At 69.4% G+C, this 21,529-nt stretch carries 23 protein-coding genes; 7 read left to right on the top strand and 16 right to left on the bottom strand.

Annotated features, from left to right (window positions below; all coding sequences use genetic code 11):
* Positions 1-22 precede the first annotated feature (22 nt).
* From gspK to gspG, 5 genes are read right to left on the bottom strand one after another with little or no spacing between them, the layout of a single operon-like run.
* A complete protein-coding gene (gspK, locus tag J2739_RS24675; protein WP_309906615.1) occupies positions 23-1,159 on the bottom strand; it encodes a type II secretion system minor pseudopilin GspK in 1,137 nt (378 codons plus the stop codon).
* Positions 1,156-1,827: a PulJ/GspJ family protein gene (locus J2739_RS24670; protein WP_309906613.1), complete on the bottom strand. Its 672-nt coding sequence runs from the start codon at positions 1,825-1,827 to the stop codon at positions 1,156-1,158. The genes gspK and J2739_RS24670 overlap by 4 nt, the downstream gene beginning before the upstream one ends.
* Positions 1,827-2,192, bottom strand: a complete 366-nt coding sequence (gspI, locus tag J2739_RS24665) for a type II secretion system minor pseudopilin GspI (RefSeq protein ID WP_309906611.1) — start codon at positions 2,190-2,192, stop codon at positions 1,827-1,829. Before gspI ends, J2739_RS24670 begins: the two co-directional genes overlap by 1 nt.
* Positions 2,189-2,695 carry a prepilin-type N-terminal cleavage/methylation domain-containing protein gene (locus tag J2739_RS24660; RefSeq protein WP_309906609.1) on the bottom strand — a complete coding sequence of 169 codons (507 nt, stop codon included), beginning with the start codon at positions 2,693-2,695 and terminating at the stop codon, positions 2,189-2,191. Before J2739_RS24660 ends, gspI begins: the two co-directional genes overlap by 4 nt.
* The gene (gspG, locus tag J2739_RS24655) at positions 2,670-3,110 is read right to left on the bottom strand and encodes a type II secretion system major pseudopilin GspG (protein WP_309906607.1); all 441 of its coding nucleotides are present in this window, start codon (positions 3,108-3,110) and stop codon (positions 2,670-2,672) included. The genes J2739_RS24660 and gspG overlap by 26 nt, the downstream gene beginning before the upstream one ends.
* A 65-nt stretch (positions 3,111-3,175) precedes the next feature.
* Here gspG and J2739_RS24650 point away from each other — a divergent pair, with 65 nt between their 5' ends.
* Both J2739_RS24650 and J2739_RS24645 read left to right on the top strand, forming a co-directional pair.
* Positions 3,176-3,712, top strand: a complete 537-nt coding sequence (locus J2739_RS24650; protein ID WP_309906605.1) for a type II secretion system protein N — start codon at positions 3,176-3,178, stop codon at positions 3,710-3,712.
* 4 nt (positions 3,713-3,716) lie between these two features.
* Positions 3,717-4,643 (top strand): ROK family protein, encoded by a 927-nt coding sequence (locus tag J2739_RS24645; protein ID WP_309906603.1) that lies wholly within the window; start codon positions 3,717-3,719, stop codon positions 4,641-4,643.
* A gap of 31 nt (positions 4,644-4,674) precedes the next feature.
* Here the strand turns inward: J2739_RS24645 and J2739_RS24640 are convergent, their stop codons facing one another.
* Positions 4,675-6,243, bottom strand: coding sequence for an aminotransferase-like domain-containing protein (locus tag J2739_RS24640; RefSeq protein ID WP_309906602.1), 1,569 nt, complete (start codon positions 6,241-6,243; stop codon positions 4,675-4,677).
* 175 nt (positions 6,244-6,418) lie between these two features.
* Between J2739_RS24640 and J2739_RS24635 the strand changes: the two genes are divergently transcribed.
* On the top strand, positions 6,419-6,736 hold the full coding sequence (locus J2739_RS24635; protein ID WP_309906601.1) for a hypothetical protein: 318 nt from the start codon (positions 6,419-6,421) through the stop codon (positions 6,734-6,736).
* Positions 6,737-6,741: 5 nt separating this feature from the next.
* On the opposite strand, the gene otsA is transcribed toward J2739_RS24635, so the two are convergent.
* The 7 genes from otsA to J2739_RS24600 all read right to left on the bottom strand — a co-directional run bounded on the left by otsA (position 6,742) and on the right by J2739_RS24600 (position 15,658).
* The gene (gene otsA / locus J2739_RS24630) at positions 6,742-8,127 is read right to left on the bottom strand and encodes an alpha,alpha-trehalose-phosphate synthase (UDP-forming) (RefSeq protein ID WP_309906600.1); all 1,386 of its coding nucleotides are present in this window, start codon (positions 8,125-8,127) and stop codon (positions 6,742-6,744) included.
* 91 nt (positions 8,128-8,218) lie between these two features.
* The gene (locus J2739_RS24625; protein ID WP_309906599.1) at positions 8,219-10,162 is read right to left on the bottom strand and encodes a glycoside hydrolase family 15 protein; all 1,944 of its coding nucleotides are present in this window, start codon (positions 10,160-10,162) and stop codon (positions 8,219-8,221) included.
* On the bottom strand, positions 10,159-10,920 hold the full coding sequence (gene otsB, locus J2739_RS24620) for a trehalose-phosphatase (protein ID WP_309906598.1): 762 nt from the start codon (positions 10,918-10,920) through the stop codon (positions 10,159-10,161). Before otsB ends, J2739_RS24625 begins: the two co-directional genes overlap by 4 nt.
* 66 nt (positions 10,921-10,986) lie before the next feature.
* A complete protein-coding gene (locus tag J2739_RS24615; RefSeq protein WP_309906597.1) occupies positions 10,987-12,246 on the bottom strand; it encodes a multifunctional CCA addition/repair protein in 1,260 nt (419 codons plus the stop codon).
* Positions 12,247-12,301: 55 nt separating this feature from the next.
* Complete coding sequence (locus J2739_RS24610) at positions 12,302-12,985, bottom strand: glutathione S-transferase family protein (RefSeq protein WP_309906596.1); 684 nt, start codon at positions 12,983-12,985, stop codon at positions 12,302-12,304.
* Between the two features lie 88 nt (positions 12,986-13,073).
* Positions 13,074-13,637, bottom strand: a complete 564-nt coding sequence (locus J2739_RS24605) for an MgtC/SapB family protein (RefSeq protein WP_309906595.1) — start codon at positions 13,635-13,637, stop codon at positions 13,074-13,076.
* Positions 13,637-15,658: a lytic transglycosylase domain-containing protein gene (locus tag J2739_RS24600; protein WP_309906594.1), complete on the bottom strand. Its 2,022-nt coding sequence runs from the start codon at positions 15,656-15,658 to the stop codon at positions 13,637-13,639. The genes J2739_RS24605 and J2739_RS24600 overlap by 1 nt, the downstream gene beginning before the upstream one ends.
* Before the next feature lie 9 nt (positions 15,659-15,667).
* Between J2739_RS24600 and J2739_RS24595 the strand changes: the two genes are divergently transcribed.
* Positions 15,668-16,285 carry a 5-formyltetrahydrofolate cyclo-ligase gene (locus tag J2739_RS24595; protein ID WP_309906593.1) on the top strand — a complete coding sequence of 206 codons (618 nt, stop codon included), beginning with the start codon at positions 15,668-15,670 and terminating at the stop codon, positions 16,283-16,285.
* A gap of 51 nt (positions 16,286-16,336) precedes the next feature.
* On the opposite strand, the gene J2739_RS24590 is transcribed toward J2739_RS24595, so the two are convergent.
* Positions 16,337-17,320 (bottom strand): LysR substrate-binding domain-containing protein, encoded by a 984-nt coding sequence (locus J2739_RS24590; RefSeq protein WP_309906592.1) that lies wholly within the window; start codon positions 17,318-17,320, stop codon positions 16,337-16,339.
* 149 nt (positions 17,321-17,469) lie between these two features.
* Here J2739_RS24590 and J2739_RS24585 point away from each other — a divergent pair, with 149 nt between their 5' ends.
* A complete protein-coding gene (locus J2739_RS24585) occupies positions 17,470-17,805 on the top strand; it encodes a DUF2917 domain-containing protein (RefSeq protein ID WP_309906591.1) in 336 nt (111 codons plus the stop codon).
* 7 nt (positions 17,806-17,812) lie between these two features.
* On the opposite strand, the gene J2739_RS24580 is transcribed toward J2739_RS24585, so the two are convergent.
* On the bottom strand, positions 17,813-18,202 hold the full coding sequence (locus J2739_RS24580) for a BLUF domain-containing protein (protein WP_309906590.1): 390 nt from the start codon (positions 18,200-18,202) through the stop codon (positions 17,813-17,815).
* Positions 18,203-18,294: 92 nt separating this feature from the next.
* Between J2739_RS24580 and J2739_RS24575 the strand changes: the two genes are divergently transcribed.
* The gene (locus J2739_RS24575) at positions 18,295-19,062 is read left to right on the top strand and encodes a Crp/Fnr family transcriptional regulator (protein WP_405053943.1); all 768 of its coding nucleotides are present in this window, start codon (positions 18,295-18,297) and stop codon (positions 19,060-19,062) included.
* A 159-nt stretch (positions 19,063-19,221) separates the two neighbouring features.
* Complete coding sequence (locus J2739_RS24570; protein WP_309906589.1) at positions 19,222-20,526, top strand: polysaccharide biosynthesis protein; 1,305 nt, start codon at positions 19,222-19,224, stop codon at positions 20,524-20,526.
* On the opposite strand, the gene J2739_RS24565 is transcribed toward J2739_RS24570, so the two are convergent.
* Positions 20,511-21,443, bottom strand: coding sequence for a hypothetical protein (locus J2739_RS24565; RefSeq protein WP_309906588.1), 933 nt, complete (start codon positions 21,441-21,443; stop codon positions 20,511-20,513). The two genes, J2739_RS24570 and J2739_RS24565, sit on opposite strands and share 16 nt — an antisense overlap.
* Positions 21,444-21,529 lie beyond the last annotated feature (86 nt).

Genomic DNA, 21,529 nt, shown 5'->3' with positions numbered 1-21,529 from the left:
AAGCGTGACCAAGGGTTTCGCTTCAAGACTTGGGAGTGGTCGACGTGGCGCCGGCACCACGTTCGCGCCAGATGATGCGCAGTTCGAGGTTGTCGCGCCGCAGCAGCGAGTGCTCCTCGACCCAGGCATTGTCCAGCCGCAGCCGGCCCTGGACCTCGAAATAACTGGTGGCCACGCTGTGTTGCGTGCTGTTGAACTGGCCGGCGCCTTGGGCGATCACCTTGTTGGCGTCTTCCAGGGTGCGGAAGTAGCGCGACGCCCGCTGCGCGACCACGCGCTTGGCGCTGGCCAGGTCGAGCGCAGGCACGGTCGCCGCCATCGCTTCGGCGCTGGCCGTGTTGATGTTGAGCGGCTTGCGTTCGGGAAGGATGGTGACGTAGGGCTCCAGTGCGGCGACGGTGGAGGGCGACAGCCCCAGCCAGACCAGTTGGGCGGTCCGCTGCGGCAACAGCGGGCCGGAGGCCGAGCTGTCCGCCGTGGCCTGTGGGCCAGTGCCAGTGCCGGTGCCGGTGCCGGTGCCGGTGCCGGTCGTGGTGCCGGGGGTGGTGACGGTCGTGCCGGTGGTGTTGGTCGCCGTCGCCGTTCCCGTTCCCGCGCCAGTGCCTGTACCGGCGGCGGCGGCCGGGGGCACGGCACGTCTGAGCTGGGTCGCGAGCACCTGCACCTCCTGCACGGGCAGGCCCAGCAGTTCGAACAGCTTGGTGAAGGCGGCAATCTCCGCGGGCACCGGGATGCCGTTCACCACCAGGTTCATCACGTTGAGCTTGGACTGGGCATCGACGATGCGGCCCTGCAGGAAGGCCTCGGGCAGGCCTTCGAGCGCATCGCTGGAGATGTTCTTGTCGGCCGCGAGAAAGCTCGACAGCTTGGCCTCTTCCAGCGGCACGGCCCAGGGCTCGGCCAGGTGGTCCGCACCGCCGCCGGCGGCTGCGGTGGCGCGGGCGTCCTCGCGCAGGATCAGGCGCGACCAGTCCAGCGCGCCGATCAGCACCCAGGCCGATTGCACCCGTGCTCGCTCTGCGGCTTCGACTTCGGAGGCGCGCCACTGCTGCCAGAGGGCCGCAGCGGCGAAGGTGGCGACCAGCGTGACGGTCAGCATGGCCGTCAGCAGCGCCACCCCGCGGGACCGTCGTGATGCGGGGCGGGCAGGCGGCTTCATAGGGACTTGGCCGCCGAGGCGGTGGGCCGCAGCCAGTCGCGCGTGAGCAGGCCGGCGAGCGCCGGGCCGGGCGGCAGGCTCAGCACCAGGCGGACGCCATCGGGCAGCGGCGCGTTCGCGCCGAGCGCCGCGGCGCCGACCGCCGGGCCCCACGCGTCGTTGCGGAAATAGAAGAGCTGCCACGCTTCCAGCGGCACCAGGCCGAGCTCGGTGCCGCGGAGCTGCTCGTTGCCGCTGCCGCCGTTGTCCTGGCCCCAGGCGGCAGCCCGGTCCCAGGCCTGCTGCCACTCGGGCCGGGTCGTGAGGCCGGGCGATTGCCAGCGATACCAGCGCGCCACGCCGGTGGCATCGGCCCGAACGGTCCAGGCCACCACGTAGACCGTGGGCAGGGCGGTGTCGGTGCTGCGCCGCGTGAGGCGCAGCACGCGGCCATCCCAGTCCATGGGGCGGGTCTGCGACAAGCTTACCGTCGCGTCGAGGTCCGCCGTCCATTGCGACAGCGCCGTCTGCAGCGTGAGCACGGCGTCGCCGCGCTCCCGGTTGATGGCCTGGGCACGCGCCATGCCTTCGAGGCCCTGCCAGCTGACCAGCGCGAGCAGCGCCATGACGGCGATCGCGACCAGCAGTTCGATCAGGGTGAAGCCGCGGGTGGCGCGCGTCGTTCTCATCAGAAGCGCCCCACGACGGTGGAAAGCCGCAGCACCGGTGAATCGAACGCGTCGCGCACCTGCACGTCGACCCGGCGGAAGTTCGGATTCAGCGTGGGCGTGGTGGAGACGGTGACGGCGAAGCTGGTGTTGGCCTGGGTGCAGACCAGGCCGGCATCGCCGATCGCCGGCATCTGGCGTGCGAGGCGGGCCTTGATCAGCTCGTTCTCGGCACAGAGCTGAGCCAGCAACAGGTCCGACTGGCGCTGGGCATTCCGCGTGAGCGCGTTCGTGGCCTGCGTGCCGGCGGCCAGCGCGATCGCGATGATGCCGAGCGCGACCAGCACCTCGATCAGCGTGAAGCCGCGGCCGGCGCTGCGCTTCATGGCGCCACCACCGCAAAGGGCCGCAGGCCATCGGTCCCGATGCGCAGGGTGCGCGCCGGGGGGCCCTCCGCAGTGAGCAGCACCTGCTGCGCGGGGATGATCGGATCGGGGCCCAGTTGCAGCGCTGCCACGGGGGAGCCGTCCGCCATCAGCGGCTGCGCCGTGATGCCGGGTGAAAGCCAGTGGGTGGGCAGGGTGCCGGCCGGCAGGCCGTCGAAGCTGAAGTTGGCCGCCTCCTGCGGCGTGGCGCGCCACCGCACCGCCATCCCGCTGGCGCGCGACTGGGCGCGCGCTGCTTCGAGCAGGGCCGAAAGACGCTCGGCTTCGCGGTCCAGGCTTTCCTGGCCCGTGTCGCGCATCGCCAACCCGACGCCCGCGGTGGCAATCGCGATGATCGCGATCACCACCAGCAGCTCGATCAGGGTGAAGCCGCCGGGTCTGCGACGACGGGCGCTGTCGAGGCGGGAAGCGACGCGCCTATTGCCAGCTGCCGATATCGGCATTCTTGCCTTCGCCACCGGGCTGGCCGTCGGCGCCGAGCGAAAACACGTCGATCTCGCCCTTGAGGCCCGGATTCATGTACTGGTAAGGGCGGCCCCACGGGTCGTTGGGCAGCTTCTCGACGTAGGGCTTCCAGTTGGGCGCAGCGGGACCCGTGGTCGGCCGCGTGAGCAAGGCCTGCAGTCCCTGCTCGGCCGTCGGATAGCGCTGGTTGTCGAGCCGGTAGAGCTTGAGTGCCTGCATCAGGTTGTTGACGTCGGTCCGGGCGGCGGTCACGCGCGCGTCGTCGGCACGCTCGATCACGTTGGGCACGATCAGCGCTGCGAGCACGCCGATGATGACCAGCACGACCATCAGCTCGATCAGCGTGAAGCCGCGCTGCACGGCGCGCGCGAGAGGGCGGTGAGGAAGGGGCATGGAGGTGTTGAAGAGGGGGCCGGAGGAATGCGCGTTGGCGCCTGGCTGCATGATAATCCGGCCCCATGGCAGCTTCCTACGCCCCCGCCCGCTGGCCTGCGGCCACCGCGACGACCGCCTTGTGGGCGCTGGCCGCCGCAAGCGTCGTCTTCTGGGGACTGCGGCTGATGTCGCCGTCCGATGCCCTCGCTCCGCCCGCGCTCAGCAGCAACGCGGCGGCGACCGTGGATCCGGCGGCAGTCGCGCAGATTCTTGGTGTGGTGCCTAGCCAGGCCGCGGTCGTGGCCACGCCGGATGCGGCCAGCCGCTTTCAGCTGCTGGGCGTGGTTGCCGATGCCGATCAACAGGGCGCGGCACTGCTCTCCGTGGATGGCAAGCCGCCACGGCCCTTCCGGGTCGGCGCGAAGGTGGCCGATGGCTACGTGCTGCATTCCGTCACCGCCCGCGCTGCCTCGCTGGGTGCGAGCGTCGACGCGGCGCCGGCCTTCACGCTGCAGCTGCCGACACGGCCGCTGGCCTTCAATGCGCCGCCGCCCCCTGCCCCCGAGGCGTCCCCGCCCGTGGTGGCGACGCCGCCAGCACGAGGCGGCGTCCGGCGCTGATTTCATGAGAGCCTGCGTCGACATCGGCGGCACCAAGGTGGCCGTGAGCCTGTCCGCCGACAGCAACTCGCCGCTGATCGGACGGCGGAGCGAGCCGACCGCCAAGACCGGCAACAACGATGCGGTGGCGCGGCAGATCCTGCGGCTCATCGACGAGATCAGCGCCGAGCAAGGCATCGACGCCACATCCATCGAGCGCGTCGGCGTCTCCTCGGCCGGTCCTTTCGTGTTGCGCGACGGGCTGGTCGAACTGGCCACGCCCAACATCTGCGGCGGCATCGCGGGCCCGGCGCGCGGCCTGCCCAACGACTGGATGACCGCCATCGTCGAGGCGCCGCTCAGGCAGCGCTTCGCCAATGTGCGGGTGGAGAACGATGCGGTGGCCGCGCTCGAGGCCGAGCGCACCTGGGGCGCGCTGAAGGGAACGGACCACTGCGCCTACGTGACCTGGAGCACCGGTGTCGGCGTGGGCTTGTGCGTCGACGGCCGCATCCTGCACGGCAAGAACGGCAACGCGGGCCACGCCGGCCACAGCTTCGTGGTCGACGACGACAGCGGCGCGCTGTGCGGCTGCGGCAACGTCGGCGACGTCGAGGCCCTGGTCGCCGGAAACTCCATCGCTCGCCGCTTCGGCCAGCCGCCGCCCGCGCTGTTCGCCGCTGCCGCGGCGGGCGAACCGCAGGCCCTGGCCACCACCGAGGCGCTGTGCCGGGTGATGGGCCGCATGCTCTACAACCTGATCGCCACGCTCGACCTCCAGCGCATCAGCCTGGGCGGCAGCGTTTTTTGGCACAACCGCGATTTCCTGCTGCCGCGGCTGCAGGCAGAGATCGACGGCAAGCTGCTCGCGTTGACGGGCGGCGCGGTGCTGGTGCCCGCGGGGCTGGGCGACAAGGTCGGCGATTACGCGGCACTGGCGCTGCTCGACTAGAGGAACATCGAGCGGGGGCTGCAGGACGAGGTCACGCCGCAGACGACGGCTCGGCCGACACCGTTGATGCTCTGTTCGAAGCGGCAGCACCTGTCCCGTCGGATGCAGGGCGTGCCGGAGCGGCTGGCGCAGCCGTCGGAGCTCTTGCTGCGCCAGGAAGCGCGCGGCACAGCTCGGTCGCGATGGCGCCCAGGCGTCGCAGCGACGCATCCACCGCCTCGCCATAGGGCCAGCCGCAGTTGATGCGCAGGTAGTGGTCGAAGCGCGAGGAGTTGGAGAACAGCGCGCCGGGCGCCACCACGATGTGCTCGGCAAGGGCGGCCTCGAAGACTCGCCACGAGGACAGGCGTTCGGGCAATTCGACCCACAGCTGCAGCCCGCCGGGCGGCAGGTTGATGCGCGTGCCCGACGGAAAGAAACCGGCGATCGCATCGGCGGTCTGCTCGCGCTGCGCCTTCAGGCATCCGCGCAGGTGCCGCAGGTGGCGCTCGAAGCCGCCGGTCGCCATGAACTCGCCGGCCGCGGCCTGCGAGAGCGCCTCGTTGTTGCGGGTCTGCGCGAACTTGAGCATTTCCACCCGGGCCTGCCAGCGGCCGGCCGTGATCCAGCCCAGCCGCAGGCCCGGTGCCAGGATCTTGTGCAGCGACGCGCAATAGATCACGTTGCCCGATGCGTCGAAGGACTTGAGGGCGCGCGGCGGCACCGGCGCGTCGAGCAGTTCGCTGTAGGTGTCGTCCTCGATGAGCGGGATCGCATGCTGCTCGCACAAGTGCGCGAGCCGCGCCTTGTGGGCGTCGGGCATCACGCTGCCCAGCGGGTTCTGCAGGTGCGGCACCACCACGACGGCCTTGATGTTGTCGTAGGTGTGGATGGCGAGGTCCAGGGCCTCGATCGACAGGCCGGTCTGCGGGCTGGTCGGGATCTCCAGCGCCTGCAGCCCCAGGCTCTCGAGCACCTGCAGCAGGCCATAGAAAGTGGGCGACTCCACCGCCACCGTGTCGCCCGGCTGCGCGACCGCACGCAGCGCCAGGTTCAGCGCCTCGATGCAGCCATTGGTGACCAGGATCTCCTCCGGCGAAAGGGTCATGCCGGCCCGCAGGCTGCGCTGGGCGAGCACCTCGCGGAACTGGCGCTGGCCTTTGAGCGGCGCGGCGACCGCCAGCATGCCGGGCCGCCGGCGCAGCAGGCGCGTCATGGCATTGCGCAGCGCCTCGGCGGGATAGAGCTCCGGCGCGCCGCGTGCGATGGAGAGGTCGATCTTCTCGGTCACCTGCCGCCGGCGCGCCACGAAATCCGACACCTTGGCGTGGATGCCCACGTACTGCGCCGGGTCGGGCGCCCGGTCGGCGGCGGGCTCGTCCATGGGTGCCATCGACAGGCGGCGCGGCCGGCGCACGAAGTAGCCCGAGCGCTCGCGCGCCTCGACCCAACCTTCGCCTTCCATCGAGCGGCACAGCTGCAGCGCGGTCGACAGGCTGATGCCGTGCTGCCGCATCAGGTGGCGCAGCGAGGGCAGCTTGTCGCCCGGCTTGAGCGAGCCGGCGCGGATCGCATCCAGGTAATGCGCAGCCAACTGGCGGTAGAGCGGGGTGGCGTCCATGGGGCGATGCTGCGGGAAGGCCGACCATCGCAACAGATGCAGATGGCGGCGAAAGCCACCATAACAGATGCTCCGTCGGCCAGGCTGTTGTGCCTTCGAACATCTCTGCCTGTGCCTGTTTTTCGATCGGCCTGCTGCCTACGATTTGGGCATCCACCCAGCGCGAAGGCCCGCCATGATCCCTACCGATTTCTCTTCCCCTGCCACCCTCCTGCCCGGCCAATCCTGGCGCGTTGCGCTCGATGCGGGCACTTCGCTGATGGTGCTGGAAGGCCGCGTGCGCGTGGTCTCGCCACCCTCGTGGTTCGGCGAGGCCCCATTCACCGTGAAGAACGACTACCTGGAGGGGGAGGTCTACGTTGCCGAACGCGGCGGCTGGATCGAGGTCGAGGCGCTGGCGCCATCGCGGGTTTGCGGCTTGCCGCAGCCGGCGCCGCGCGGGGCGCTGCAGCCTTCACCCGTGGCGCGGGTGTTGCGCCTGCTGCTCGCCTAGCCCGCCTAGCGCACGCTCTCCGCCTCGCGCAGCGCGGCGAGGAAGGTGCGCTGCCACCAGTGGACATCCTGGGCGCGGATGCGCGACAGCAGCTTCTGGTGGCGCTCGCGCCGCTCCTCCAGCGGCATCTGCAGTGCCTGCTGCACGGTCTCGGCGGTGCCGTGGGTGTCGTAGGGGTTGACCAGCAGGGCTTCCTTCAACTGCTCGGCCGCGCCCGCGAAGCGCGAAAGCACCAGCACGCCCGGATCGGCCGGGTCCTGGGCCGCGATGTATTCCTTGGCCACGAGGTTCATGCCGTCGCGCAGCGGCGTCACCAGCCCGACCGCTGCCGCGCGGCACAGGCCCGGCACGCGCTTGCGCGCCACCATGCGATGGATGTAGCGCACCGGCATCCAGTCGAGCTCGCCATAGTCGCCGTTGATCGCGCCGCACAGCGACTCGAGCTCGCGCCGGATGTCGGCGTAGGCGTCCACCGTCTCGCGGGTGGGGGAGGCGATCTGGATCAGCGTCGCGCTGCGGCGGTTCTCGGGGTAGTTGGCCAGCAGCTCGCGGAACGAGCGCACCCGGTTCGGGATGCCCTTGGTGTAGTCGAGCCGGTCGATGCCCAGCAGCAGGCGCCGGCTGGCGTATTCGCGCCGCATGGTCTCGTACATGTCGCGCGATTCCTTGGCGTGGGTGAGCGCCGCGAACTCGTCGACGTCGATGCCGATGGGGAAGGCGCTGCAGCGCACAGTCTGGCCGAAGGCACGGTAGAGGTCGCGGCCGAGGGCTTCGCCGGTGGCCTCGTTGCTCACGTACTGCTCGAAGTGCTGCACGTCCTGCCGCGCCTGGAAGCCGATCAGGTCGTAGGCGAACAGCGAGCGCATCAGCCACTCGTGCTGCGGGATCGCCGCCATGATGATGTGCGGGGGCAGCGGAATGTGCAGGAAGAAGCCGATGCGCTGGCGGCAGCCGATGGCGCGCAGCTCGGCCGCCAGCGGGATCAGGTGGTAGTCGTGGACCCAGATGATGTCGTCGCTCTTCAGCAGCGGCAGCAGCTTGCGCGCGAACAGCTGGTTCACGCGCCGGTAGCCGCCGATGAAGCCGGCATCGAAGTTCGCCAGGTCCAGCCGATCGTGGAACACCGGCCACAGCACGTCATTGCTGTAGCCGAGGTAGTAGCTGTCGTGGTCGTCCCGGCTCAGGTCGATGGTGGCCAGCGTGACCTTGCCGGCCTGCTGGATGCGCAGCTCGCCTTCGCCGGTGGGCCCGTCTTCCACGATGTTCCCGCTCCAGCCGAACCAGAGGCCTCCAGTCTGCTGGAGGCTTTCGCCGAGCGCAACGGCGAGCCCGCCGGCAGCGGGCTTGCGGGGGTCGGCGACGCGGTTGGAGATGACGACGAGACGGCTCATGAATGGGTGGTGTATTCGGAGGCTGCGGGAAGCGGATCGTGGCCTTTGCGTTCTCCGCTCACGGAGGTCCGCTTTCCCGAGCAGTCGCCCTTCATATGCAGGAGTCCCAGGGCGCCGACAGCCGTACCGCCGCGTTGATGATCCCCACCATCGAGTAGGTCTGCGGGAAGTTGCCCCACATCTCGCCCGTGACGGGATGGGTGTCTTCGGAGAGCAGGCCCAGTGGATTGCGCGCGGCCAGCATGGTCTCGAAGATCTGCCGTGCCTCGGCCTTGCGGCCGATCTTGGCCAGCGCGTCGATGCGCCAGAAGGTGCAGATGTTGAAGGCGGTCTCGGGCTTGCCGAAGTCGTCGGCTGCCTCGTAGCGCCGCATGTAGGGACCATCGCACAGCGACTTCTCCATCGCCTCGACGGTAGAGATGAAGCGCGGGTCGCGCGCGTCGATCAGTCCGACCTCGGTCATCAGCAGGATGCTCGCATCGAGCTCGTGGCCGCCGAAGCTCTCGGCGAAGGCCTGGCGCTCCTCGCACCAGGACTTGGCCAGGATCTCCTCTCGCATGCGCGAGGAGTGGTCGTGCCAGTAGGCCGCGCGCTCCGCCAGCCCCAGGGAGCGCGCCACCTTGGCGAGCCGGTCGCAGGCGGCCCAGCTCATCAGCGCCGAGCTGGTGTGGACCCGGGCCCGCGTGCGCAGCTCCCACATGCCGGCGTCGGGCGTGCCATAGACGCGGATCGCCTGCTCGCCCACCGCCTCCAGGTGCGGAAACTCGGCCACGCCGCCGCGGCTGAGCAGTCGGTGGTCGTGGAAGGCCTGGGAGGCGCCCAGCACGATGTTGCCGTAGACGTCGTGCTGAAAATGCTCCTGCGCCTGGTTGCCCACGCGCACCGGACCCATGCCGCGGTAGCCCGTCAGGCCCTCGACGAAGGCCTCGGGCAGTTCGCGTTCCAGGCCGATGCCGTAGAGCGGCTGGATGTGCTTGCCGTGAGAGCCGATCACCACGTTGGCGAGCCAGCGCAGATAGTCCTCCATGGTCCCGACTTCGGAGAGGCTGTTGAGCGCCCGCACCACGAAGAAGGCGTCGCGCAGCCAGCAGTAGCGGTAGTCCCAGTTGCGCTGGCTGCCCGGTGCCTCGGGGATGCTGGTCGTCATGGCGGCCACGATGGCGCCGGTGTCTTCGTAGAGCGAGAGCTTGAGCGTGATGGCGGCGCGGATCACCGCGTCCTGCCATTCGAAGGGGATCGCCAGGCGCTTGCTCCAGGTCCGCCAGTAGGCGATGGTTTCCTGCTCGAAATGGCGCGCCGTGTCGGCGATGCCGTCCATCAGCGTCTCGTCGGCGCCGAGCACGAAGTTGTGCTCCCGCGACAGCACGAAGGGCTGCTTCGAGAGCACGTGCGAGACCGGCGCGTCCGTGTTGAGGCGCAGTGCGAAGTCCGGGCCCACGTAGCGGATGTGGTTGCTGCCGCGCGTGATCTGCGGCGGCGTGCTGCCCCATTGGAAGCGCGGCGCCAGCGAGACGCGCACGCGTGGCGTGCCTTGGATCGGCTTCACCCTGCGCACCATGGTGAGCGGCCGGAAGTAGCGCGACCGGCTGTGGAAGCGCGGCGCGAAGTCCGTGATTTCGAGGCCCTGGCCCGCGCTGTCGAAGAGCTGGGTGCGCAGCACGGCGGTGTTCGGCTCGTACCACTGCTTGCTGGAGGCGAAGTCCTCGATCTCGATGGCCCAGGCGCTCGCGTCCTCGCCAGTGTGCAGCAGCGCATTGAACACGGGCTCGCCGTCGAAGCGCGGCAGGCAGCACCACACCACGCGGCCGCGCGCGTCGATCAGCGCGCTGTACGAGCAGTTGCCGATGACGCCGAGATTGAGCGAGGGTTCGGCCGGCGGACCGAAGCCGCCTTGCGCGGCCGGCCGGGTCACGGCTTCCGGTTGGGCGGCGGGCTTGTCGCTGGCGCTGGCGGCAGCGGCGATCGAATCGCCGGCGCGGCTTTGCTGCCCCTGTTCTTCCTCCGTCCTCGTGATCTCTTTGGGGTTTTTCGTCATGCGGGTTTTCCTTTGGCGTCGGATGGCGATCCGGCGAGCAGTTTGCGTGCCTCGACCAGCCATTCGAACACGGCGAGCGGGGAATCCAGCCGGTGCAGCGCCTGGCTGGGGCCCGATCCGACCTTGACCGCCACGCCCCCGCGCGGCTGCACCACTGCGAAGCCGCTCTCGTCGGTGGTGTCGTCGCCGGCGAACACCGGCATGCGGCCAGCGAAGGGCGCCTCCCGCATGAAGGCGTCGATCGCGATCCCCTTGTTGATGCCGGCGGGCTTGACTTCGAACACGAACTTGCCGTGCATCAGCTCCAGCTGCGGCTGGTCGCTGATGGTGCGCAGCAGCGCGTCGCGGCACACTGCTTCCAGCTGAGGCGCGAGCCGGTAGTGCAGGGCGATGGCCGCATGCTTGCGCTCCACCAGCAGGCCCTCGTACACGCGGGCCAGTTCGTTGGCCGTGTCCAGCACTTCGATGAGGTCCGGCGGCCGCTGCTCCTGCATCTCGCCTTCGGCATTGCGGCGCTGCACGCCGTGCTCGCCGGCGGCCGGCAGGCGCAGCGGCGCGAGGAAGCGGTCGAGCACGTCGATCTGCCGGCCCGACACCACCGCCAGCGCCCCGCCCAGCAGGTCCCGCAGGTCACCGAGCAGCGGGACCAGTGCGCTCGGCACCTCGATCGCCTCCGGGGTTTCGGCGATCGCCACCAGCGTGCCGTCGAAGTCGAGGAAGAGCGCAGCGTCGTGGGTGAGGCGGGGAGGCGTCTGCATGGGGAAAACCATAGCAGACTCGGGTGCCCGAGCACGTCGGTCAAATCCGTCAATCGGTTTTTGTCTCTATGCCGATCGCGGCGGCAGCATGGCGGCGACGGCTGCCACCCTCGCACGCGCGATCGCTTCGCCGATGCGGGGCCCTGTCGCGCCCGCCTGCTGTGCCGCATGGGCGACGGTCTCGGTCTGCACGGACCGGGCGGCCGCCAGTGCGTCCAGCAGGCGCTGGCGTTCCGGATAAGGCCGCTCTTCCATGCCCAGGCGTCCTCTGGCGTCGCACTCGCAGGCCAGCAGCGCCTGCTCGAAGCGAGCCGGCTTGCGAAAGGCGTCGCAGCGCTCGAGCAGCCGCACCAGCGCCTGTGCGCCGAGGCCGGCGCTGCGATGAATGTTGCCGTGCTCGCGCGCCACCACCTCGGCCAGCTCACGCAGCTCCACCGGCACGCGCCAGCGTTCGCAGACCTCGCGCAGCAGTCGCACGCTGCGCTGCTCGTGGCCGATGTGGCGGGGCAGCACCTCCGCCGGCGTGGTGCCCTTGCCGAGGTCGTGCACCAGGCAGGCGAAGCGCACCGTGAGCGGCGCATCGAGGCGCGCCGCCATGTCCAGCACCAGCATCAGGTGCCGGCCGGTGTCGATCTCGGGATGATGGGCCTCGGGTTGGGGCACGCCCCACAGGCGGTCCACCTCCGGCAGCAGCACGGCGAGCGCGCCGCATTCGCGCAGCAGCTCGAACATGCGCGAGGGCCTGGCTTCCATGAGCCCGCGCGCGAGCTCCTGCCAGACGCGCTCGGGCACCAGCGCATCGGCCTCGCCGGCGGCCACCATCTCGCGCATCAGCGCCAGGGTTTCGGGCGCGATGCTGAAGTCGGAAAAGCGGGCGGCGAACCGTGCGACGCGCAGGATGCGCACCGGGTCTTCGCGGAAGGCGTCGGTCACGTGGCGCAGCACCTTGTCCTGCAGATCGCGCCGGCCGTGGAAGGGGTCGACCAGGTGCGTGAGGTCGGGTGCGGCGCCGGTGTGTTCGGCCGGCAGCGCGATGGCATTGACCGTGAGGTCGCGCCGCGCGAGGTCCTGCTCCAGCGTGACCTCGGGCGAGGCATGGACGACGAAGCCACGGTAGCCCGGCGCGCTCTTGCGCTCGGTGCGCGCCAGCGCGTATTCCTCGCGCGTCTGCGGATGCAGGAAGACGGGGAAGTCGCGTCCCACCGGCAGGTAGCCCTGGTCGCTCATCTCTTCGGGCGTGGCACCGACCACCACCCAGTCGCGATCGCTGCCGGGCCGGCCCAGCAATGCATCGCGGATGGCGCCGCCGACGAGGTAGGTTTGCATCCGCCGCAGTTTAGGTGCTCCCACCTGAGCCGCAGCGGAGGTGTCCGGGCCCGTCTCAGCCCTCGATGCGGTAAGGCTCGTCAACGACCACAAAACGCTTCTCGACCAACGCGTCGTCGATCCAGGCCTTCACGCCGGGGAGTTGCTGCACGCGCGCAATGTAGGCGGTGATCTCGCCGGGCACGGGCAGGCCGTAGGTCCTGATGCGCACCCCGACCGGCGCGAAGTACGCGTCGGCGATGCCGAATTCGCCGAACAGCATCGGGCCGCCATGGGCCTCCAGGAGGCCGCTCCACATCTGCACGATGCGCGCCAGCTCGGCGCGCACCTCGGGCTGGTCGCGCAGGATGATCTTGCCCTGGACCCGCAGATCGGCCTCGATGTTCATGCCGCAATGCGTGCGCAGTGCGGCGAAGCCCGCATGCATCTCGGCGCAGACGCTGCGCGCATGGGCGCGCCGGGCCTTGTCGCGCGGCCAGAGGGCCTTGTCAGGGTGGGTCTCGGCGAGGTACTCGCAGATGGCCAGGGTGTCGTAGACGACGATCGCACCGTCGACCAGCACGGGCACCCGGCCAGCCGGGTTGAGGGGCTCGATGGTCTTCTTGAAGTGCGAATCGGCACCGAAGGAATCGAAGGGCACCATCACCTCCTCGAAGGCGATGCCGGCCTGCTTCATGAGCACCCAGGGCCGCATCGACCAGGACGAGTAATTCTTGTTGCCGATATAGAGCTTGAGCATCGCGATCTCCGTAGCCTCGCAGGGAAAGCCTTCGATGCTAGCGCCGGGCCGCCGCGCGATTGATGCCGAAGGCGCGCCGGATTGATGCTCAGCGCTTGTGTGCGTCGTCTTCGTCGTCCGCAGGAACGGCCGCGCGCTGCTTGTCGTTGCCGTCCGTCGAGCCGACCACTTGCTCCGTGGCCCGTACGAAATGCGGCACCAGCGCGAGCACGGCCAGCGCCAGCAGCGCGCTGAGCACCGCCGTGAGCTCGCGGCCCAGGCCGCAGGCCATGCCGATGGCGGCCGTCATCCAGAGACCGGCGGCGGTGGTGAGGCCCTGCACGTGCTGCTCGTCGCGGCCGCGCTTCAGGATGGTGCCCGCGCACAGAAAGCCGATGCCCGCCACCAGGCCCTGGATCACCCGGCTCATGTCGGCCGGCCCGGTGCCGGCCTGCTGCGGGACGAGCACGAAGAGCGCGGAACCGATCGCCACCAGCATGTGGGTGCGCACGCCGGCGGCCTTGCCGTGCTGCTCGCGCTCGAATCCGAGGGCGAAGCCGAGCAAGGCCGCGAGCAGGAGGCGAACTGCGATGCGGGTGAGCTGGGCGATGTCGCCCACATCCGAGAATTCGGCGGCGACCGTGGCGGTGACCTGGTCCCACCCGGTCCTCATCAGGGCAGGTCCTTGCTGGGCTCCGGCTCGGCGGCGTCGCGCGGGCCCACGCTGCCGAGGCGGTCTTTCAGCGATTGCGGCCGGCCGCTGATCAGGGCCGCATAGTTGGTGGTGTTGGCCAGCACCTTCTTGACGTAGTCGCGGGTCTCGCTGAAGGGCACGTTCTCGGCCCAGATCGCGGCCTCCAGCACCGGACCGTTGCGCCAGCTGCGCGGCCGGCCCGGGCCGGCGTTGTAGGCCGCGGCGGCCAGCGCCATGGAGCCGTCGAAGTCGTCGAGCGCCAGCTTGAGGTAGTTGGTGCCGATGGTGATGTTGGTGTCGCGGTCGTTGATCTGGCCGGGCGTGAAGCCGGCGAGGCCGATCTTGCGCGCGGTCCAGCGCGCGGTAGCGGGCATCACCTGCATCAGGCCCGAAGCGCCGACCCCGGAGCGCGCGTCCATGACGAAGCGGCTCTCCTGGCGGATCAGGCCGTAGACGTAGGCCGGGTCGAGGCCGATCTCCTCGCTCTTGGCGACCACCGCCTCGCGAAAGGGCATGGGGAAGCGCTGCTCGACGTCGATCATGCCCTTGGTGCGCTCGCTGGTGTTGATGCAGCGGTCCCAGACCTCGCGCTGGCAGGCGAGGTCGGCCGCGGCCAGCAGCTCGCGGTCGCCCATGCCCCCCTTGTCGTGCAGGTTGGTCGCGTAGTTCCACTCGCGTACGCCCTCGGGGCGCAGGCCGATCTCGATGGCGTACAGCGCGCGGGCGAGCGAGGGATTGCTGCGCGCCGCCGCCTTCTCCTCGGGCGTGAGCGGCGCGGGCCGGGTGGGCACGCTGGCCCGCTGGCCCAGCTCCTCGAGCGCCAGCAGCTCGTAGAAGCCGCGGGTGCCTGCGATGCCCTCGAACAGGGTGCGCGCCTCGGCCCGGCGATCGTCGCCGCCCTGCGCCTGCAGGGCACGGGCCTTCCAGTAGGTCCAGGTCGGGTCTTCCTGCGTCGACTCGCTCATGCTCGCGATGGCGGCGCGCACTTCCTTCCAGTTGCCGATGCGCAGGGCGGCTCGGGCCTTCCAGGCCAGCATGTCGTCGGACAGATCGGCGTTCTTGGTGACGTTGGCGAAGGCGCCGCCCGCGGCCGGCGAGAGCTTGACCGCGTACTGGCGGCCGATTGCGCCCCACACCCAGTTGCGCTCCTCGGGCGAGAGCATCACGCTCCACTTGTTCTCGAGCTGGGAGGCGGCCAGGTCGGGGTCGGCGATGACCATCTTGATCAGCGCCAGCACCACCAGCTCGCGCCTCGCCTTGCCGGGGGCGACGCCCCGGCCTGCCAGGAATTTCGCGACACTGGCGTTGATCTCGTCGAACTGCGGAACGGCATCGGGCGCGACCAGCATCACCGCGGCGCGCGCCGCCTGTGGGCGGTTGGCCTCGATCGCAAGGCGCGCCTTCTTCCACGCGTCGTTGGGCGACATCATGCGCGCCGAGATCAGGCGGTCGGCGGCGGTCAGGCAGCCGTCGTCGAGCTCGCGCTGGCCGAGCCAGCTGCGGCGAACCTCCGCGGCCTGCGCGGCCGTGGGGCTGCCCGAGCGCAAGGCGTCGACCAGCACCGCATAGCAGCGCACCTGGGGATCGTCGTTCATGCGGAAAGCCGGGTGCAGGCTCGCGAAGCCGTCCCAGTCGCGGCGCTGGCCGAGCAGGACGAGCCAGTCGTTGCGCAGGCGGTCTTCCTGGTACGTGCCGGCGTAGCGCGAGAGGAAGTCCTCCACCTCCGAGGCGCTGGCTTCCCCGAGCCTGGCCTTGAGCTCCCAGTAGGCGGCCCAGGGTTCGAGCAGATGGCCGCGCGCCTGCGGCAGCAGCACGGCCAGGCGTGCCTTGTCGCCGCGCTGCGCGGCCTGCTTCATCTGCACGATCACGTCGTCGTTGCCGTTCTGCGCGCGGGCCGGCTGCAACAGTGCAGTGGCAGCGAGGACGAGGGAGAAAAGGAGGGAGGGAGAGGGCGCGCGAAGAAGGCCGCGCGCAGGTGCCAAAATGCTTGCGAACTGCATCGGGGGATTATGGACAACTCAAAGGGTGCCGACACCTCGGCAACTGCCAACTTTCTCAAGCAACAGCTACGTTCCGCACTGATTGCGCAACGCCTTGCGATGCCCGACCGCCTCGCGCGCGCCGACCTGCTGCAGCGCGTGATGCGCATCTGGCTGGTGGGCCGCCCCGACACGGTGATCGGCGCCTACTGGCCGATCAAGGGCGAGTTCGATCCGCTGCCCGCGCTGCATCGATGGAAGGAAGACGGCGAGTTGCAGGGCGAGCCCCAGCGCCGGCGCATCGGCCTGCCGGTGATGGACAAGGTGCACAAGACGCTGACCTTCCACGCCTGGCATCCCGGCTGTCCGATGGAGCCGGACGCCTACGACATCCCCAAGCCCAAGGACACCGAGGTGATCGTGCCCACGCTGCTGTTCGTCCCCTGCGTGGGCTACAGCGCCGGCGGCTACCGGCTGGGCTATGGCGGCGGATTCTACGACCGCACCCTGGCCTCGCTCGAGCCGCGGCCCTTCACGGTGGGGTTGGGCTTCACCAACGGCTTCCTCGAGGACTTCGAGCCTGAGGAGCACGATCTGCCGCTGGACGCCATCCTGAACGACAACGGCGTGGTCTGGCCGGTGGGTTGAATCGGAAGCCTTCGGAAGCGGGCTGGCCGTTCAGGATCGCGGTTACCCGCTTCAGTCGAGCTGATCCACGGTATCCGGATCGGGCACCTCGCCGATGGTCTCCCGCGTGATGGCCGCCTGCGCCTCCAGCCAGTCGCGAAAGGCCTGGATCTCCGCCCGCGGCGCACTGCGCGGGCCGACGATCAGCCAGTAGGCCATCGGTGAATCCATGCGGTGCTGCGGCAGCACCTCGACCAGGTCGCCGTTGGCCAGGCTCTCGGCGATCAGCGAGCTGCGCGCCAGCACCAGGCCCTGGCCGGTAAGGGCGGCCTGCACCATCTGGTAGGCGTAGTTGAAATAGAGCCAGCGCTTGGGCTGCGCGCGCTGCAGGTCGTTCACCTCGAACCAGCGCCGCCAGGTCAGCCATTCCAGGTGGGAGCGGTGCGCGTCGCCCGCCTCGATCAAGGTGAAGCGCGCGATATCGGCCGGCACCTTGATCGGCGGGTTGCTCTTGATCAGCCAGGGGCTGGCCACCGGCGTCAGCGTCTCGCCGAACAGGCGGATCGAGCCGGCCGGCATGCTCTCGCCGGGACCGTAGCGCAGGGCGATGTCGATGTCCGCGAGGTCCATGTCCAGCGCGGTATCGGTGGCGTCGATTCGGATGTCGATGTCGGGGTTGTCGCGCTGGAAGGCCTCCAGCCGCGGGATCAGCCACATCGAGGCGAAGGAGGCGAAGGTGGTGAGCGAGACGCTCTTGCGCCCTGCGCTCTGCCGGATCTGCCGTACCGCCCCATCGATGCGCGGGAGCGCCTGCTGAACCGCGAGCAGCAACTGGGCGCCCGCGCTGGTGAGCTCGACCGCGCGCGTGTGGCGCAGGAACAGGCCCACCCCCACTTCTTCTTCCAGCGACTGGATCTGGCGGCTGACGGCGGACTGGGTCAGCGCCATCTCCTCGGCGGCGGCGCGGAAGTTCAGGTGGCGGGCCACGGCCTCGAAGGCGCGCAGGTGGCCGGCCGAGATCGGGCGGGAGCGCAGGTGGGTCTGGGAATGCTGCATGAGGGTCGAACCCGAGGAGGACGGATTGATGCGAAAGCGGAATCAGTAGGGTACCGCGTTTTCATTGGACCGCTAAGGAAGGAGCGCCGATCATTCATTCCCGAAGCGCGAAATTGCGCTGATGGAGAAACCCCTTCCAGGAGCCTCGTATGTCCGCCGCTTGCACCACCTCCACCTTCCCGTCGTCCCCGGTCCTGACCGAGCGTCCGGCCGCCGTACCGCCGGCGGTTCGCCGCGGTGCATGGCAGCTGGGCGCTGGCGAGGCGACCAGTCTCAAGGCATCCGGGGCGAGCATCCTGCGCGTCCGCCAGGGCCGGGTCTGGGTCACGCGCGACGCCACGGACCAGTGGGGCAGCGAGGACCTGGTGCTGGCACCGGGAGAGTCGCTGCGGGTCGAGCCCGGCGAGCGCATCGTGATGGAGCCGTGGGACAGCCAAGGCGCCACCTACAGCTGGGACCTCGCGTCGGCCGTCGATCGCGCCTGAAGGCCGATCAGATGTCCAGCCGGGGGCGCAGCGCCAGAAAGCGCGCTACCGCCTCCAGCCCGTCGAACTGCTGGACGACGGCGATGTCCTCGCTGTCCTCGACCTGGGCGAGGCCCAGGTCGAAGGTGTGGTAGCGGCGCTGCAAGAGCTCCCCTTCGTGCACCACGCGCATCTGCACGTGCCTGGGATCGGTCTCGAGCCGTTCCATCAGCTGCAGCACATTCGAGCGCGGCCCTTCGAGATGCTGGCAGAAACGCATGCCGTCGAAGACCAGCAGGCCGGTGATCCCCTCCCTGGCGTTGCGGGCGCGCGCCCGGGCGACGATCTGCCCCACCACGTGGGTGGGCTGGTGCGGCGCCAGTTGGCTGAAGTAAAGGATCTCGTGGAGTTCGGTCATTCGGTCTGAATCGGGGGAACGTCCTCAGTTTAGGAGCGCCCTGCGGCCGGCGAAATGTGAAAAGACATGAATCGCCCGCCTATAGTCCGAAGGTGACCCGTGACTATCCAGCGTTGAGCCATCCGCCGACCGGTCCGAATCCGTGCGACCGCTGCCTGCTGCGCTGCAACCCGGCCTTCCTGCCCGTCACGACCGAGGAGCTGCACATCATCGAGGCCTTCCGCACCGGCACCCGCGCCGTCGAGGCCGGCCGGCCGGTGATCGAGGAAGATCGCCCCAGTCCGCAGCTCTACACGATCTATTCGGGCTGGGCTTTCCGCTACAAGACGCTGAGCGACGGCCGGCGCCAGATCCTGAGCTTCCTGCTGGCGGGCGACTTCGTCGGGCTGCAGGACGAGTTCGCCGAGAGCCACACGCACGGCGTCGAGGCGGTGACCGACGTCACGCTCTGCAGCTTCGCCCGCGACCGGCTGTGGGAGCTGTTCCATGGCCAGCCGAAGCTGGGCTACCACATCACCTGGCTGGCGGCACGCGAGGAGAAAATGGTGGACGACAACCTGGTGACCGCCGGCCGCCGCAATGCGGCCGAGCGGGTCGCGATGCTCCTGATGCACCTCTATCGACGCGCCGAGCGCATCGGCATGGCGCGCGAGGGTTGGGTGCAGTTCCCCTTCACCCAGCAGCACATCGCCGATGCGCTGGGCTTGTCGCTGGTGCACACCAACAAGACCCTGCGGCGGCTGCAGCAGTTGCGCCTGTACAAGCTCGATGGCGGATGGCTGCGCATCCTCGATCCGCATGCGCTCCAGACGCTGGGCGACTACTTCGAGCGGCCGCTGCTGCCCACGCCCCTGATCTGAAGAAAACGTGACCGAACCCCTGATGCCGGACTCGTTCACGGGTCCGGAAGCGCCGTGCCGTCACCGCCATCGCGTATCGTAGAGCCTTTGTCCGTCCCGCGTGGACGAAGCCTCGCCCGGCAGCCGCCGGCCAACCCCATTGACCGTCGCCGCTCATCCGTGAAGCTCCTCCCCCGTCTGCGCCAGATTGCCATGGTCGGCAGCGTCGAAACTCTTGGCGTGGCCGTCGGCGGCATTGCCGGCCTGCTCATCGTCAACGTGCTGCCGAAAGACCAGTACGCCGCCTATACCTTCCTGGTCGCGTGCATGACCCTGATCCTGGGGGTGAGCGATCTGGGCCTGGCCCATTGCACGATGCCCATCGTGGGCCAGCGCGCGAACGAGCAGCCCTGGGTCGTGGGCGTGTGCCACCAGGTCTTCCGCAAGCGCTGGGTGCTGCTGGGGCTGGGGCTGGTGGTGGTCGGGCCCTACTGGTACTTCAGCTCGCAGCAGCACGGCTGGTCCGGCGCGGCCTACCTGGTCGCCTCGCTGCTGATGGTGGCGGTGGTGCTGCTCGCGCTGCGGGAGCACTACGCCAGCACGGTGCTGCTGATCCTCAGCCAGATCGGAACGCTGAACCGTATCGCCGTCGCTTCGCACAGCGTGCGCATCGCCTTCGTGGGCGTGGTGCTGCTGCTGCCGAGCACCTCCTGGTCGATGGTCGGGATCGTGGCGGCCACGGCCGCGGCCAGCTTCGTGAGCGTGCTGCTCTACCGCAAGGCCTTCCGCACGCAGCAGATCGTGGATGCGCACCTCGACGCCGGCACCTCGAAGAAGGTGGATGCCGACATCCTGCGCATCGCCAAGCCGCTGGTGCTGCCGGGCGTGTTCTACCAGGTGCAGGGCGTCATCACCGTGTTTCTGGTGTCGCTGTTCGGCACCGCCAGCATGCTGGCCGAGGTGGGCGCCTTCGGCCGGCTTGCCATGGTGCTGATCGTGGTGGACCGCGTGACCAACGTGCTGCTGTTCCCGGCCATCGCGCGCGCGCCCATGGGCCCGCGTCTGGGCGCGATCGTGGCGCAGGCCCATCTCGCCTATTTCTCGATGGGGGCGGCGGTGCTGCTGACGGCCTTCGTCTTCCCGCAGTACTGGATCCTGCTGCTGGGCAAGCAGTACGAGAGCATGACCTCGGTGGTGTGGATGGTCTTCCTGGCTTCCATCGTGATGAATGCCTCGGGCTTCGCCTTTCGCACGCTGTCGGTTCGCGGCGCGACGGCAGGCCAGACCTACAGCATCCCGGTGACGCTGATCACCCAGGTGCTTTACCTGTGGCTGGTGGGCGTGAGCGACCTGCGCTCGGTGCTGGGCTTCGGCATCGCGACCAGCATGGCGAACTTCGGCTACCAGTACGCGCTGCTGGCCGTGCGCTGGATGGAATGGCGCAAGGACCGGCCGGTCTTCGCGGACTCTCAGGCGCGCTTGTAGACCCGCCCGATCGCCGCCGCGATCTTCAGCGCCATCTGGCTCTTGCGCAGCTCGCCGTCCGAATACACCCGGATCGGTGCGTTGGCATAGCGCCAGTACCACTTGCTCGCGGCGGAGGGCGGTCGTCCACGCAAGGCCTGGCCGATGAAGCCGCCATGCCATGGCTTGACCGAGCCGATCGCATGCGACAGGTAGTAGCCGCCCGGCGCGAAGTCCATGGCCTCCGGCCCTGCGGTGTTCAGAGGCGCTTCGCACACGGTCAGCGCGAAGTTCAGCGCATCCTGGTCCGTCGAATGGAAGAGCGCCGCCGAGCCGCCGGCCTTGAGCTGCTTGGCGCCCTCGTTGTAATCCACCACCAGATCGCAGAGCCGGCGCCACAGATCCAGGAAGTCGAAGTGCGCGCGCGAGACCGCAATGAAGCCGGCGTTGTAGTAGCGGTCCAGTCCGCGCCGCGGCACTGCGCCGTGCGGCGCGAAGAAACGGGCCCAGAGCAGGCGCTTGGGATGCCGCGCCGGGAAGCACCAGTTGACGTCCTCCGCCAGCGAGATGCCGTCCTCGGTGAACCAGCCGGCGAGTGCCGGCCATTCGCACTTCACCACGATGTCCGGGTCGATGTAGGCGCACATGTCGGACTGCGGGGAGTGCTTCTCCAGCATCTCGCGGATGAAGGTGGGCTTGTAGTAGGTGAAGTGCAGCGGCGTGTCCAGCTCCAGCATGCGCAGCGTGAGCCGGGGCGCGACTTGCAGCCGGCCGCCGGCGCGGTCGAAGGCCGGTGCGTCGGCGATCCAGCCGGGCAGGGCACCGCGGTAGCCCACCCACAGCTCGCCCTCGTAGCCCGCGGCGATCAGCGAATTCGCCAGCGCCGCCACGCCGTAGTGGTAGTTTTTCTCGAAGAGCGTGCAGAGCGTGATGTTCATGGAGGTTGTCGGAGCGTTGCGGCCGAGTGTAAACAAATGTTCTACAAGTCCGCGTGACATGCGTCCCGAAAGGCGCGAAGGAATCA

Origin of the sequence: Variovorax soli, assembly GCF_031454625.1 — a bacterium.
Taxonomy (GTDB): Bacteria; Pseudomonadota; Gammaproteobacteria; order Burkholderiales; family Burkholderiaceae_C; genus Variovorax; species Variovorax soli_A.
The sequence above is the reverse complement of the archived record's forward strand: the minus strand, read 5'-3'. Positions and strand labels throughout refer to the sequence as shown.